The sequence below is a fragment of the Xanthomonas sacchari genome (genome assembly GCF_040529065.1).
In the GTDB taxonomy this organism is placed as follows: domain Bacteria; phylum Pseudomonadota; class Gammaproteobacteria; order Xanthomonadales; family Xanthomonadaceae; genus Xanthomonas_A; species Xanthomonas_A sacchari.
Window position 1 is genome coordinate 2,023,348 of sequence record NZ_CP132343.1, and the last position, 13,107, is coordinate 2,036,454.

Below are 13,107 nucleotides of genomic sequence, written 5' to 3' on the forward strand. Positions count from 1 at the left end.
CTAGGCGGGTCGCTCGGCGTATACGCCGCGTTGTTGCCGCGGGGGGTAGGGTAGGCTATAAAGGCCCGCTTTCCCGGGCCCCGGGAAGACCAAGGAAGAGCGTTCGTGGCTGCTAAAAAACCTGCAAAGAAGGCCGTCCAGGCCGCCAAGAAGCCTGCCAAGCCCGTCGCCAAGAAAGCGACGGTGTCCGCCGCCAGCAAACCGCCGAAGAAAGCCGCGCCTGCGAAGCCGGCGGCCAAGGTCGCCCCGGCCAAGTCGGCCAGCAAGGCCGTGGCCAAGAAGCCGGCGGCCAAGCCGGTAGCGGCGGCGCCGGCCAAGTCCGCTCCCGCCAAGAAAGCCCCGGCCAAGAAGGCGCCCGCCAAGCCGGTTGCAGTGGCCAAGGCCTCGGCCAAGCCCGCGTCCGCCGCCAAGCCGGCAGCGAAGAAAACACCGGCGCCCAAGCCCGTGGCCAAGGCCTCGACCGCTCCTGCCAAATCCAAACCGGCCACCGCCCCCGTTGTACCCGCGGTGACCACCTCCGTACCGAAGTCGGCGCCCAAGCCGGCTGCGGCCAAGCCTGTCCCGGTCAAGCCCGCCGCGCCTGCCGCAGCACCGGCCCCCAAGCCCGTTGCCGCCAAGTCCGCCGCGCCGTCGACCCCGCCACAAAAGAATCCCGTGTCCGTTTCGAAATCCTCCGCGAAAACCCCCACCAAGTCCGAATCCACCCCGAAGGCGCCGGTCGCCAAGCCCACCGGCAAGGTCGCCGTGGCCGTGACCGCCAAGTCGAATGCGCCGGCCAAGCCGGCCAAGTACAAGGTGGTCGAGTACAAGACCGACGACGCCACCGGCCGCCCGATCCTGCCCAAGGGCTACAAGCCGGCAGCGGACGAGGAGTACATGAGCGCGCTGCAGCAGGAGTACTTCCGCCAGCGCCTGCTCACCTGGCGCGCCGACCTGGTCGAGGAATCCAAGCAGACCATCGAGAACCTGCGCGACGAAGTCCGCGACATCGGCGACGAAGCCGAGCGTGCGACTCGCGAGACCGAGAACTCGCTGGAACTGCGGACCCGCGACCGCTACCGCAAGCTGATCGGCAAGATCGACAGCACGCTCAAGCGCCTGGACGCCGGCGATTACGGCTATTGCGTCGATACCGGCGAAGAGATCGGCCTGGAGCGCCTGGAGGCGCGCCTGACCGCCGAGCGCACCATCGACGCGCAGGAGCGCTGGGAGCACCTGCAGAAGCAGCAGGGCGACTGAGCGATCACCGCCTTCAATGCGTCAAGGCAAGGCCCCGCTCGCGCGGGGCTTTGCGTTTTGGTCACCTCATCGCCGGTCCAGGCCGTTCGCCTGTCGGCGATGCCGCCTGTGGAAACCGGCGCCGCGGCATCGACGTGATGCTCGGCCGCGGGCCGATCCTGCGCGACGAGCCGCCTTCCTCTGCGTGAATGGGGCGTCGCGTGGTGGCTACACCGCGGCGTGAGCGACGGCGCCCTTTAGCGCACGCCGTTGACCAACCCGCTTTGCGCGTCCTTGCTGATCTGCAAGCCGGGGAGGGCGAAACTGTCCAGGTCCTGCTTGGTGGCTGCGAGGTCCAGCCCGACGATCGCCGACGTCTCCGGATCGACCTCCAGGCCCAGCGGCATCGCGGCGAACTGCACGTAGTCGCGGCTGGCGTTCCATTGCGGCTGCCCGCCGATGGCCTGCAAGACCCGGTCGATGTGCGTGCCGGCTGGCTGGCCGAGCAGATCGAACGGCAACGGGGCATCTGCATTGGCGAAGGCGATCAGGTTGGTGACCCGGTCGTTGCGAAAGCGCACCGCCAACTGGCTGTAGCGGAGAGCGGTTGCCGGCTGCGGTTGCTGCGCCAGTTGCGCATTGAACCCGCGCGGGTACAGATACACCACACTGAGCGTGTCCGGATGTGCCGCATCGCTGCGGGTGATGTCCGGCTGGCCCAGTGCGGCCAGCACCTGTTGTCTGCGCATGCCGAGCGCGACGGGTCCGAGACGCGCGCACGGCGGGGGCAGGGTGGCGGCGCTGCTGGTGCCTGCAAGGGCCTGATGCAGCGCATGCGTGCAGGCCGCCGCATCGCTGCCGGCGGCATGCGCCTGCGGGTAGGCCATGCAGAGAGCGAGCAGGCCGAACAGCGGAAAGAGCCGGGATGCCATGAGAAATCTCCGTGACGGTAGTGCGTGGCGAGGACGGGAGCGCTCCCGTCCTCGCCACAACGTGAGTTAGTTGCCGTGCCAGCCTTCGCGGTGCCCGTAGGCGGTGATGAACGCGTTGCGCTGGTCGCTGTTCAACGATGACCACTGATCGGACGGATTCAGGCCCGAATTGGTGGTGATCGTGGTGATCATCTCCGAGGTCGGATTTTCGCTCGGCGGCGACCAGCTGGTGATGAGGTCACTCAGCGTGGCGGTGCCACCGGCGTTGTTGTTGAGGCGGTCCATGTTGGCCGCCGCGGCGTCCAGACCGGCTTGCGGGCTGGAGAAGATCGCAAAGCCGCGGTCGTCGCCGAGCGTGCCGTGATTGTCCGCGAACGTGCCGGAGCGGATGTCGAGCGGGTTGTTGTCGCGGTTGGGGTGTGTGCCGGTGACTTCCTGCGTGGTGCCATCGGCCGCGGTATAGGTCACCGTGGTGCCGCTGGCCGACGCGGACGTCGCGGGCTTGTCGTTGCTGCCGGCACCGTCGCCATCGCTGCCATCACCGTCGCCACCGTCGCCGTCGCCGCCGTCACCATCACCACCGTCGCCCTCTCCACCGTCGCCCTCACCGCCTTCGCCACCTTCACCGCCTTCGCCTCCCTCACCACCTTCACCGCCTTCACCTCCCTCACCGCCCTCGCCACCGCCCTCCGATTCGACCGGTGCGATTTCGTCGCTGATGGCCATCTGGGCCGTCGCAGTCTTGTGCATCGCCATGTGGTGATGGTGATGGGTCTTGGTTTTGGCGTGGTGGGTCTTCTTGTGCGCCTTGGCGTGGTGAATCGAACTGGACAACGGATGCGCGCCGATGGATGTGCGCGTACCGCCTGCAACCATATCGATTTCGATGATATCGAGCGTTCTCATGTTGATCCTTGAACAGAGGTGCGGGAAAAGCGCCGTCCCCGCTTCGGCTGATCCGGTGCGCGCGGCGTGGCCGACGATCGGATCGGTTCGGGCTGCGTGCGGCACGTCCCAGGGCGCGGGCAGGGCGTACGGCCCCGGTGCCGCGCGTGGCGACGTGTTCGAACGCATGGAACTTGGGGCATGCTGCTGCGCCAAGCGACACGGACAGCACCGCCATGTCGCACGCTGCGCTGCGCGTGGACTGCGCACACGGGGTCGAACCGCGTGAGCAGGCACCGTGCGGTTTCCCGCACTGCGTCCCGCAGCAATGGCGCAAGCGCCGATCCGGTGGCTACATCCGCTGCGTCGTCGCCCCCTCGCTGGAGCACACCAAGGTCAGGTCCAGGCGACGGACCGTCCAATGCGACGGCGTGTCCATCGTCCCGGTCGCATGGACGTGGTAGGCGGGGCAGTCCGCGTCTTCCTCCGGGTTGTTCTTGATGTCGCAGTTGCCTTCGATCAGAAAGGCCTTGCCGGCTTCGGCGCCGGTGCGGGTGAATTTCAGCGCAGGACAGTCGCCGAACAACCTCGACAGGGCGATGTCGTTCTTCAGCACATAGGCGATCGCCTGTTCTCCGCCGGCTTGGGAAGGGACTTGCTTCGCCTGCGACGATCCTTGCGCGGCGACGGTGAGCGCCAAGGCCGTGCAGATGCGCGGTAACCAGAAAGACGTCATGCGGAGAGCTCCGATAGGCGAGTATCTCCCGGGCTGGCGTGCGCCGGCCCGGGAGAGGGTGGGGTGCGTGTTACTTGAAGACGCTGATGTGGACGTGGGTGGTATCGCCGCTTTCCCGGCTGGCCTGGGTCCAGTCCGCGGTGGGACTGGACCGGATGAAATTGCCGGCGGGTCCTTCCACGTAGCTGACGTTGGGATTGGCCATCGCCGCATTCTCCAGCGCCTGGGCGTTCTGGAAGCCTTCGCCGCTCGTCCCGACATGGACGTCGTTGATGATGTTGATGTCGACGGCGTTGCCCGTGTAGTGGGCGGAATTGGGGTTGTGGCTGCCGTTGGTCGTGGCCGAGATGTCGATGCTGTCGACGCTCTGATCGCCGTCGAGCACCGAGCCCAGGGTCGAGGCCATCTTGGACGTGACCGGGTTGTTGCTGCTCGCACCGTCCTGGGTGTTCTGGTAGGTGATCGAGACCGTCCTGCCATCGGACGTGGTATGGCTGCTGCCTATCGAGGTATCGGCCGGGCCGTTGCCGTCGGCATCGTTGCCGTCGTCGTAACCGCCGCTGCCGTCACCTTCTCCTCCTTCTCCTCCTTCTCCTCCTTCGCCCCCTTCGCCGCCCTCACCGCCCTCACCGCCTTCGCCGCCCTCACCACCTTCTCCTCCCTCACCACCTTCACCGCCCTCACCGCCTTCGCCCCCCTCACCGCCTTCACCGATCGGTTCGACCTCTTCCATCCGCGCCATCTGCGCGGCCGCGGACTTGTGCATCGCGGCGTGGTGGTGATGGAGCTTGGCTTTGGCGTGATGCGTCTTGTTGTGCGCCTTGGCATGGTGGATCGAACTGGACAGCGGGTGTGCGCCGATCGATGTGCGCGTTCCGCCTGCGACCAGATCGATTTCGATGATATCGAGCGTTCTCATGGTGATCCTCGAACAGGTATGCGGGGAAGAGGCCGTCCTCGCTTCGGCTGATCCGCGCATGCGACGAAGGCGCCGCAGGCGTGGACCGATCCCGTTCACGCGTGCCGCACGTCAGGATGCGACGAGGGCGGGGCGCGCGGACTGCGCGTGCGCGTCGCTCAGGCGCTCGAAGGCATAGAGATGGTTCATGTAGGTGGACACGTAGATGCGCCGTTCGTCAGGCGAGATCGCGACACCGTTGGTCACCGCGTCGGGCAACTGCAGCACGCCCACGGTTTCGAGCGTGTCGATGTCGATCTCGACGACGCGGCCGCCGTTGCTGCCGACGATCACCCGGTTGCCGATCCGCTTGGGCGAGGCGTACACGCGCGAGCGCAGGTTGATCTTCTTGATCAGTTGCATCGTGTCGATGTCGATCACGTACAGATGGCGATCGCCCGAGCCACAGAACAGCTTGTTGCCGGCGAACAGCGGCGTGGTGTAGCAGATTTCGTCTGTCTGCCACTCGCCACGCTTTTCGCCGGTGGCGACATCCAGCACGTAGATGGACTTGTCGAACGAGGCAAAGGCGGTGAGCCCGCGACGCTCGTCCACTGCGGGCGCGTACTTCACCGAGCGCCGCGTCTTGAAGCGCCAGGCGATGCGTCCTGTCCTGGCGTCGAGCGCGAGCGTCTCATGGTCCGCGCTGCCCCAGATCACCAGGTCGCCGCCTTCCCAGTAACCAGGCGATCCGTGCTGCAGCTTCTGCACCTGGTGCTCCCAGATCTTTTCGCCGGTATCCATCGCATAGGCGGCGAGGCTGCCCTGCGCCCATGGGCGGACATATTCGATGCCCACGTACATCAGCTTGTGGCGCGGCACCAGCAGCGGCGAAGCCCCGACCCAGTCGCCATCCGGATGTGTCCAGATCTCCTCGCCGCTGGCCGCATCCAGGCAGTAGACGGTGCCGTTGTATGCGCCGAAGTACAGGCGTCCGTCGTGGTACGCCGGGCATGACCAGATGCCCTTCTTGGTGTACGCCGCACCGGTCACCGGGTATTCCCAGACCAGTCCGCCGGTCTCGGCGGAGAACGCCTGCATCTTGGCGGCGTCGCAGCCGCGGTAGATCATGTCGCCGACCAGCAGCGGCGCGGACTTGGGGACCACGTGGAAGGCGAAGCCTCCCGGCGTCGCCGTCCGCCACAGTTCGCGATACGCCTGGGTGGGAGGCGGCGCGCTTTGTTCCGGCGGCAGGTCGAAGTCCTTGAGCGTGAACAGCGTTTGCACCGAGATCGCGTGCGTCTTGCGCCACTGCATGCCGGCCTTGGACAGAAAATCGACCACCACGAACACCTCGTCGAGCGCGTGTCCGGCCGCGGCAATCACCGCACGCGCCTTCTCGGCGCTATTGCCGGAATTGAGCGAGTCGTCGACCAGCACGATGGGCAGGTCGAGCACATCGCCCTCGATGGCGTTGCCCATCCCCGTGGTCTTGCGATCCTTGCGAATGATGAAGCCGTTGACCGGACCGCGTTCTTTCGGGGCGGTCAACAGCAACGCGGTGAGTAGCGGGATCGCCGCGGTTTCCAGGCCGCCGAGCTGGAAAGGCGGGCGTGCGGCATTGCGCTCCCAGAACGCTGCGGCGATCTGCTCGAGCGCAGCGCGGCGCATGAACACCCGGCGCAGATCGAACAGCCAGAGGTAGGAGCCGCCCTTCTTGGTGATGAGGGGGATGTTCTCGGCGCTGGTGTGCAGGCCGACGGTCTGGATCAGGTCCCGAAGCGATTGCATGGTCATCGTGCAGCCCTGCTGGGAATGGGAGGAGGTGGGTGACGGTGGGTCAAGGAGACGCCGGGGCGTCCATCGAGCCGAGATAGCGGTCCACGGCCGGTCCCCAGATCGCGGAACCGCCATGGCCGAAGAACAGATGGTGACCGTCGTCGCCGAAAGCGGCCGGCGTCACCAGAACCGCGTGGCCGCCTGCGTCGGTAAAGGCGCGATGCAACGACGCTGCAAGGTCAGGTCCGAAGAAGCTGTCGTTGGCCGTATAGATCCACAGCATCGGGGTGGTGGCCTGTCGGCCGAAGGTGGCGGCTGCCGCGATCAACCTGTCGGCATGGCAATTGCTGTTGGGCCGATCGTGGAAGTGGCCGCCGCGGCCGCCGGCCATGTTGACGAATGCGCTGACGTTGGGATGCGGCAGGCTGTCGTATGCCAGCGTGCCCCAGCCGCCGGCCGACTGTCCGACCACGATGGCGCCGGTCGGACTGTAGTCGGGCAGTGCGGTCAGGGCGTCCACGATACGCTTGAGTTGGCGTGCGGTCTCCAATCCGGCCTTGACATAGTCGGCGCGGTCGCAGCCGTCGTAGCCCTCGCTCCAGGGGCCGCCGGTGGCGCCGTAGCCGAGGCGCAGGACCAATGCCACCGCATAGTGGTGTCGCAGGAACCAGCGTGCCGATTCGCCATCGCAGGTTTCCAGGGTCATGCCGGGTCGGTCGGAGGCCTTCGCCGGTGAGCCGTGCGCGATCACCACCACACGTGGGCGGCTGACACCGGCAGGGCGGCACAGCCGTCCCTGTAAGGTCCAGGGGTGTCCGTCCGGATCGGCGATGGGAATCTGCAGTGGCTCGCCGAGGTCGGCATGCGTGCCGCCGAAGCCGCGCGCCGAGGCGATGCAGGGCGCCATGCCGCAGAAGAGCAGCAGGACAGTCGAGGCCAACAGGCAACGTCGGCAGGCGGATGACATGGTGGAGTTCCCCAGTTCGTCGGTCTCAGCGACGGACGCGCCGCATGTGGAAGGTGATGGTCGAGCACAACGTCGGGCACTCCCGTGCCGGGGCACGCGAGGCACGGGTGACGGCGCCGTCGAACAACACCAGCCGGCCAGGACGCGGGCGGATCGAGATGCACTCGCGCGCGGTGTCGTAGAACACGGTTTCGCCGGCCCAGTCGTCCTTCCATTCGGTGCTGGCGTAGAGCAGGGCGACACGCTCCTGATCCGACGGCTTGGCGTAGTGGTGCGCCACGCCGTCCTGTCCATGCGTGTGACCGGTGACGTAGGCGCGGACCAGGCCGTAGTCCTGCGCCAGGTTGTCCTTGATCTGCGTCCAGAGTTCATGCAGCGGTTCCATGCCCGGGGTTGCGGCGAGGACGTCGTCGTGGATCGCACGCTCGTGCGCTTTGCGGCTGCCGCACAGATGGATATGCCAGGACGGCGCTGCGTCGCCGAGCAATCCTGGATAGAGGCCGTAGGACCAGCCGCCGCGGCCGCGCAGCAGTTCCGGCAGATGCTGGACTTCGACGAAGTTGTTGACGACTTGCAGGGACGACGCTTCCGACGCTGACACGATGGCGACCTCACGTTGGCGATACGGGATGGGACGGGGACCAGGCGACGCGACGAGCTGGCTGTCGCGCCGGCGGCGAGCTAGGAGGTGACGGGGACGGCTGGCGCATGCGCCGCAGGCTGGCGCGTGCGGACTGCTCCTTCGTGCAATTCGATGACGCGATCGGCATGCGCGATCGTTTCGGGGCGGTGCGCGATGACGATGCGCGTGATGTTCAGGGCCTTGATCGCCTGGTTGAGCTGGCGCTCCAGCGCGAGATCGAGATGGCTGGTCGCCTCGTCGAGCACCAGGATGTGCGGGCGCCGGTACAGTGCGCGCGCCAGGAACAGGCGTTGCTGCTGGCCTCCGGAGAGCGAGGATCCCATGTCGCCGACCAGGCTGTGGTAGCCCATCGGCATGGCCATGATGTCCTCGTGTATGCCGGCCAGGCTGGCCGCGTCCTCGATGTCCTGCGGTGTGGCGAGGACGTCGAACATGCTGATGTTCTCGGCGATCGACCCGGTGAACAGGTGGTCGTCCTGCATCACGCTGCCGGTGATCGCGCGGTAGCGGGACTTGCCGAGGCGGCGCAGATCGAGTCCGCCGATCTCGATCGCGCCCTGCTGCGGGTCGAGCAGGCCGAGCAGCACCCTCACCAGGGTGCTCTTGCCGCACCCCGATGGGCCGACGATGGCGACAGATTCGCCCGCTTGCACCGCAAAGCTGCACTCGCGCAGGATCCAGGGCTCGCCTTCGGCATAGCGGAAGCTGACCTTGTTGAAGGTGATGCTGGGCTGTGGCAACGGACCCGCGTGTTCGCTGGTGGTGTGCGCCTCGGGTGGTGTCAGTACGATGTCGGCCAGTCTTTCGGCCTGCAGACGCAGCATGCGCAGTTCGATCGCATAGTCGACCAGGCTGGCGACGCGGCTGCTGAACTGGTCTCCGTAGGCCACGAAGGCGGTCAACATGCCGACGGTGAACTGGCCTTTCAATCCCAGCCACGCACCCAGCCAGAGCACGCCCAGGCGCTGGGCCCCTGCCGCCAGGTTCTGCAATGCGGTGAACAGCATGTCCAGGCGTTGCACGGCGATGGACGTGTTCAGCGTGTCGGTCGCAGCGTTGAGGTAGCGCGCGGTCTGCTCGGCCTCCTGGTTGTTCAGGCGGATCGTCTGCACGCCGCGTACCGCCTCCAGGAATCGGCTGTGCTGCTTGGCGGTGACGGTGATCTGGCTGAGGTTGGCCTCGCGGTAGACGCGGAAGTACAGCAGCCGAAGTGCCGCATACACGGCGACCGCGCCGAGGACGATGGCCGACAGCAAGGGGCTGTAGACGAACAGCACGACCAGGGTGACGCTGGCGAGCAGCCCGTCGAGCAGGATCTCGACGAAGCGGGTGGTGAGCGTCTGCTGGATCGTGTCGATCGCACCGAAGCGGGACACGATGTCGCCGAGATGGCGCGTGCCGAAGTAGGAATGCGGCAGGCGCATCAGATGCTGGAACACGTTGCCGGTCCAGCCGAGGTTGAAGTGCGTGCTGAGCCACATCACGGTCCAGCTGCGCAAGGCCGAGACGAGTGTTTCGAGCACGATCAGCAGTGCGAAGCTCAGGCCGAGGAACGTGAGCAGATCGTGGTCGCCATCGGCGATCACCTGATCCACCACAAGTTGCATGAACAAGGGCGCCAGGAGCGCGAAGACTTCCAGGACCAGGGCCAGCCCGAAGATCTGCGCCAGTCCGCGGCCCAGGCCCTGCACCGAGCCGGCGAGCGCGCGCAGCGACACCGGCGGCGTCTCGCGCTGGCGCTGGAAGGTCGGCCCTCTGGAAAACTCGATCGCCACGCCGGTGAAGTGCCTGCCGACGTCGCTCATGCTCAAGTTGCGCACGCCCACCGCTGGGTCGTGCACGACGATCCCGTGCTTGCCGACGCTGCGCAGCACCACGAAGTGATCCATGTCCCAGTGCAGCACGCAGGGCGTCTGTAACTGACCGAGCTCTTCCAGGTCCAGCCGAAGTGGCCGGCATTGCAGCCCAAGCGCATGCGCGATCTCGATCAGGCGTCGCGCGGTCATGCCCTTCAGCGAGAGACTGAAGCGGCGCCGCAGCGCGGGCAGATCGGTATGGTGACCGTGATAACCGGCGATCATCGCGATGCAGGCCAGGCCGCACTCTGCGGCTTCGGCCTGCAGCACGTTCGGCAGGACGCGCGTACGCCAGAAGCGCAGTTTCGCGGTGCGCGCGTCCTGCGCGCTCGCAGTCTGTGCCGTCGTGCCGTGATGCGTGGGGGCCGCGTTCATGCGCCACTGCTCCAGCGATGACCCATGCCGTACAGCGGCTCGAAGATCCATTCGACGATCCGGCGCCGGTCCAGCAACATGTCCGCGTCCAGCGCCATGCCCGGGCGCAAGGGTTCCTTGCGTCCGTATGCTTCGACGTTCTGATCCGCCAGGTCCACGCGGGCCAGGTACAGGGGATCGGAGGAGGGCGGATTGCCGCCGCCGAGCAGCAAGGTGACTTCGCCCGGCGTCAGTGCGCTGCGCGAGACGCTGCGCACCACGCCGTGGTGCAGGCCGAATTTCTGGTAAGGGAATGCCTGGTAATGCAGGGTGACCTGGATGCCCGGATGGACGAAGCCGACCGCCTGACTGGGAACCAGGATCTGCGCCTGCAGGGTCGAACCGTCCGGGACGATGGCGAGCAGCGGTTGGCCAAGTGCGACCGAAGCGCCGGGTTTGACCAGCAAGGTGGAGACGGTGCCGCTGGCCGGCGCACGCAGTTCGCTGGCGCGTGCCGCTTCGTTCTGCGCAAGGGTCTGTTCGACCTGCGCGAGTTGCCGGCGCAAGTCGTTAAGCTTGGCGGAAACGGCCAGTGGCAGTTGGGTCAGTTGATCGTTGAGCACGCTCAGTTGCTGCTGCGTACTGGCGCGTTGCTGCTGCAACGAACGCAGCTGCGACTCGTCGGCGAGCAACGCCGATTGCTCCTGCTCGACTTGCAACGCCGGGATGTAGCCACCGGCGACCAGGCCCGACCACTTGTCCACCAGCTCCTGCACCAACTGCATCTGCTTCTTCTCGATCGCGATCTGCGCATCGATTTGAACCAGTTGCTCCTTCAGCGCGGATTGCTGCGTGCGGTTGTCTTCCGCCTGCTTGTCCTGCAACTGCTGGGTATCGCCGATGTCCTGGCGCAGGCTGCCGGCCTGGCGTTGCAGCTGCGCGCTGACGCTGGCCGCCGTGTTGCCGAGCGCCTTGCTGGTGTGCTCGCCCGACAGCGAGACCAGGACCTGTCCGCTCGCGACCCGATCGCCTTCGGCGACGCCGACGTGATCGATCACGCCGAGCGTATTGGCGGTCAGGCTGATCAAGCCCGCGCGCGGGACCAGGAGTCCGGTGACATGGACGCGCTGGGTGTAATGGCCAAAGAACAGCCACAGCACAATGGCGGTGGCCATGACGAGGGCGACGAAGGTCCAGGCCCGGGTCGAAAGCGGCGTTGCCAGTCGTACCGTCCCCAGCCATGCCTGGCTCCGGGCGTCCACTGCCTCGTCACGAAAAAGCGAATGTTCCATTCGGCTGATTCCATCCGTGTTTCATATAGGAGTCGCGCGTTCGATGCGCGTCCATTCCGAAAAGCGGGTTGAAACTTAATTCGTGGGAGATAATTTCGGCGGCTTCTTTCGTCATCCTTTCCGTATTTGATGGCTTTTTATCTTGTCTACAAATTGCGCTATCGTGGTGTTGGCGGGTTGCTGATTTGATCTTGAAATTCAGCTGTTTAGTGCAGGAATTGCAGCGTCTTCGATAGCGGTAGAAAGGTTTTAAATGTGCCTGTCATGACGGTGTCGCATAATGCGGCAAGTGGTATGTCGCCGTGTCGATGCTGGCAATCAATGTCATTGCGTGCAAATTATTTCAATCATGTATCCGGGGTTGCGTCGATAATGGAGTGCCGTCCTTGAACCGCAATGCCGACCTGGCCGAGTCATCCGTGCCCACGCGCCGCCGTCGCTGGCGCTTGCCGATCCTGATCGCCTTGTTGTTGCTCGCGGTCATTGCGCTGGGTCCACGGGTCAGCGTGGCCCTGCCGCAGGTGGCGGCGCCGGCGGTGCCGCAGGATCCGCTGGCGCTGCAGGCCTGGATCGATGCGCGCGAGCGCGCCACGCCGGGGCTGCGCCCTGACAACCAGGCGCGGATCGTCTGGGCCGATCCGGCGCATCCGGGGCGCCGCGCGTGCGCCATGGTCTATCTGCACGGCTTTACCGCCAGCCAGGGCGAGGGCGCGCCCACGCATGAGCGGCTGGCGCGCAGCTTCGGCTGCAATCTGTATCTGCCGCGCCTGCCAGGGCACGGTTTGGTCGCGGCCGATGCGCTGCGTGGGGTCGATGCCGGGCGCCTGCTCGCCGGTGCGGCCGAGGCGCTGGCGGTGGCGCGGGTGCTCGGCGATCGAGTGGTGGTGATCGGCAATTCGATGGGCGGCGCGCTGGCGGTGCAGGCGGTGGCGGCGAATCCGCGCCAGGTGCAGGCGCTGGTGCTGTGGTCGCCGCTGGTACGCGAGTATGGCGATCAGTTGCAGCCGATGCTGTGGCCGTGGGGCGCGCAACTGTTGGCGTGGACGCACAACGGCGGCGATCCGATCCTGCGCTATCCGGTCGACAGCGCCTACTGGGCCGACGCCACGCACCTGGACGGCTACCGCGCGCTGGCAGCGCTGACCCGCGGCGGCATGCAGTCGGCGACCTATGCGCGCATCCATGTGCCGGTGTTCCTGGGCTACTACTATCGCGATCCGCAGCATCAGGACCGTACGGTGTCGGTAGCGGCGCTGCAGGCGATGTTCAAGCAGCTGGGAACGCCACCGGCCTTGCGTCAGGCAGTGGACTTTCCTGGGGCGGACAATCACGTGCTGGCCTCGCCGATCCGCTCGCACGCCGTGCCGGCCGTGTTCGCCGCCACCTGCCGGTTCCTGGCGGGGAAGGGCGGCCTGGTGCAGCCGGCCGGCGTGCCGGATTGTGCGCATGCCTGGGCCGACGACGAGGCGCAGGCGCGCGCGGTGGCGGCCGCGCGCTGAGCGTGGTCGTTGTGGCGAATCGAGGGAGCAGCGCGGTGGGGATCATGC

The 13,107-nt window shown here is 66.5% G+C and carries 11 protein-coding genes; 2 read left to right on the forward strand and 9 right to left on the reverse strand.

Going from position 1 to position 13,107, the window contains the following annotated elements:
* Window positions 1–105: 105 nt before the first annotated feature.
* The gene (dksA, locus tag RAB71_RS08505) at window positions 106–1,239 is read left to right on the forward strand and encodes an RNA polymerase-binding protein DksA (protein ID WP_081481989.1); all 1,134 of its coding nucleotides are present in this window, start codon (window positions 106–108) and stop codon (window positions 1,237–1,239) included.
* 236 nt (window positions 1,240–1,475) lie between these two features.
* Here dksA and RAB71_RS08510 read toward each other — a convergent pair whose 3' ends face one another.
* From RAB71_RS08510 to RAB71_RS08550, 9 genes are all read right to left on the reverse strand, one after another.
* Window positions 1,476–2,150 (reverse strand): hypothetical protein, encoded by a 675-nt coding sequence (locus RAB71_RS08510; protein ID WP_010343543.1) that lies wholly within the window; start codon window positions 2,148–2,150, stop codon window positions 1,476–1,478.
* A 66-nt stretch (window positions 2,151–2,216) separates the two neighbouring features.
* On the reverse strand, window positions 2,217–3,224 hold the full coding sequence (locus RAB71_RS08515) for a hypothetical protein (RefSeq protein ID WP_156148518.1): 1,008 nt from the start codon (window positions 3,222–3,224) through the stop codon (window positions 2,217–2,219).
* A gap of 163 nt (window positions 3,225–3,387) precedes the next feature.
* Window positions 3,388–3,771, reverse strand: coding sequence for a hypothetical protein (locus RAB71_RS08520; protein ID WP_010343546.1), 384 nt, complete (start codon window positions 3,769–3,771; stop codon window positions 3,388–3,390).
* Window positions 3,772–3,841: 70 nt separating this feature from the next.
* Window positions 3,842–4,690 carry a hypothetical protein gene (locus tag RAB71_RS08525; RefSeq protein WP_234006580.1) on the reverse strand — a complete coding sequence of 283 codons (849 nt, stop codon included), beginning with the start codon at window positions 4,688–4,690 and terminating at the stop codon, window positions 3,842–3,844.
* A 111-nt stretch (window positions 4,691–4,801) separates the two neighbouring features.
* Window positions 4,802–6,583, reverse strand: coding sequence for a PQQ-binding-like beta-propeller repeat protein (locus RAB71_RS08530; protein ID WP_236614901.1), 1,782 nt, complete (start codon window positions 6,581–6,583; stop codon window positions 4,802–4,804).
* A complete protein-coding gene (locus RAB71_RS08535) occupies window positions 6,510–7,388 on the reverse strand; it encodes a dienelactone hydrolase family protein (protein WP_010343550.1) in 879 nt (292 codons plus the stop codon). Before RAB71_RS08535 ends, RAB71_RS08530 begins: the two co-directional genes overlap by 74 nt.
* A gap of 52 nt (window positions 7,389–7,440) precedes the next feature.
* The gene (locus RAB71_RS08540; RefSeq protein ID WP_010343551.1) at window positions 7,441–8,016 is read right to left on the reverse strand and encodes a hypothetical protein; all 576 of its coding nucleotides are present in this window, start codon (window positions 8,014–8,016) and stop codon (window positions 7,441–7,443) included.
* A gap of 80 nt (window positions 8,017–8,096) precedes the next feature.
* A complete protein-coding gene (locus tag RAB71_RS08545; protein WP_010343552.1) occupies window positions 8,097–10,289 on the reverse strand; it encodes a peptidase domain-containing ABC transporter in 2,193 nt (730 codons plus the stop codon).
* Window positions 10,286–11,443, reverse strand: a complete 1,158-nt coding sequence (locus tag RAB71_RS08550) for an HlyD family efflux transporter periplasmic adaptor subunit (protein ID WP_010343553.1) — start codon at window positions 11,441–11,443, stop codon at window positions 10,286–10,288. The genes RAB71_RS08545 and RAB71_RS08550 overlap by 4 nt, the downstream gene beginning before the upstream one ends.
* A 563-nt stretch (window positions 11,444–12,006) precedes the next feature.
* Here RAB71_RS08550 and RAB71_RS08555 point away from each other — a divergent pair.
* Window positions 12,007–13,059: a carboxylesterase gene (locus RAB71_RS08555; RefSeq protein ID WP_234006656.1), complete on the forward strand. Its 1,053-nt coding sequence runs from the start codon at window positions 12,007–12,009 to the stop codon at window positions 13,057–13,059.
* The last annotated feature ends 48 nt before the right edge of the window (window positions 13,060–13,107 follow it).

Excerpts from the sequence above, each read along its gene's own strand:
- RAB71_RS08530 (WP_236614901.1), bottom strand. The coding sequence starts at position 6,583 with ATGGCGGTTCCGCGATCTGGGGACCGGCCGTGGACCGCTATCTCGGCT.
- RAB71_RS08515 (WP_156148518.1), bottom strand. The coding sequence starts at position 3,224 with ATGCGTTCGAACACGTCGCCACGCGCGGCACCGGGGCCGTACGCCCTG.
- RAB71_RS08510 (WP_010343543.1), bottom strand. The coding sequence starts at position 2,150 with ATGGCATCCCGGCTCTTTCCGCTGTTCGGCCTGCTCGCTCTCTGCATG.
- RAB71_RS08525 (WP_234006580.1), bottom strand. The coding sequence starts at position 4,690 with ATGAGAACGCTCGATATCATCGAAATCGATCTGGTCGCAGGCGGAACG.
- RAB71_RS08545 (WP_010343552.1), bottom strand. The coding sequence starts at position 10,289 with ATGAACGCGGCCCCCACGCATCACGGCACGACGGCACAGACTGCGAGC.
- RAB71_RS08550 (WP_010343553.1), bottom strand. The coding sequence starts at position 11,443 with ATGGCCACCGCCATTGTGCTGTGGCTGTTCTTTGGCCATTACACCCAG.
- RAB71_RS08520 (WP_010343546.1), bottom strand. The coding sequence starts at position 3,771 with ATGACGTCTTTCTGGTTACCGCGCATCTGCACGGCCTTGGCGCTCACC.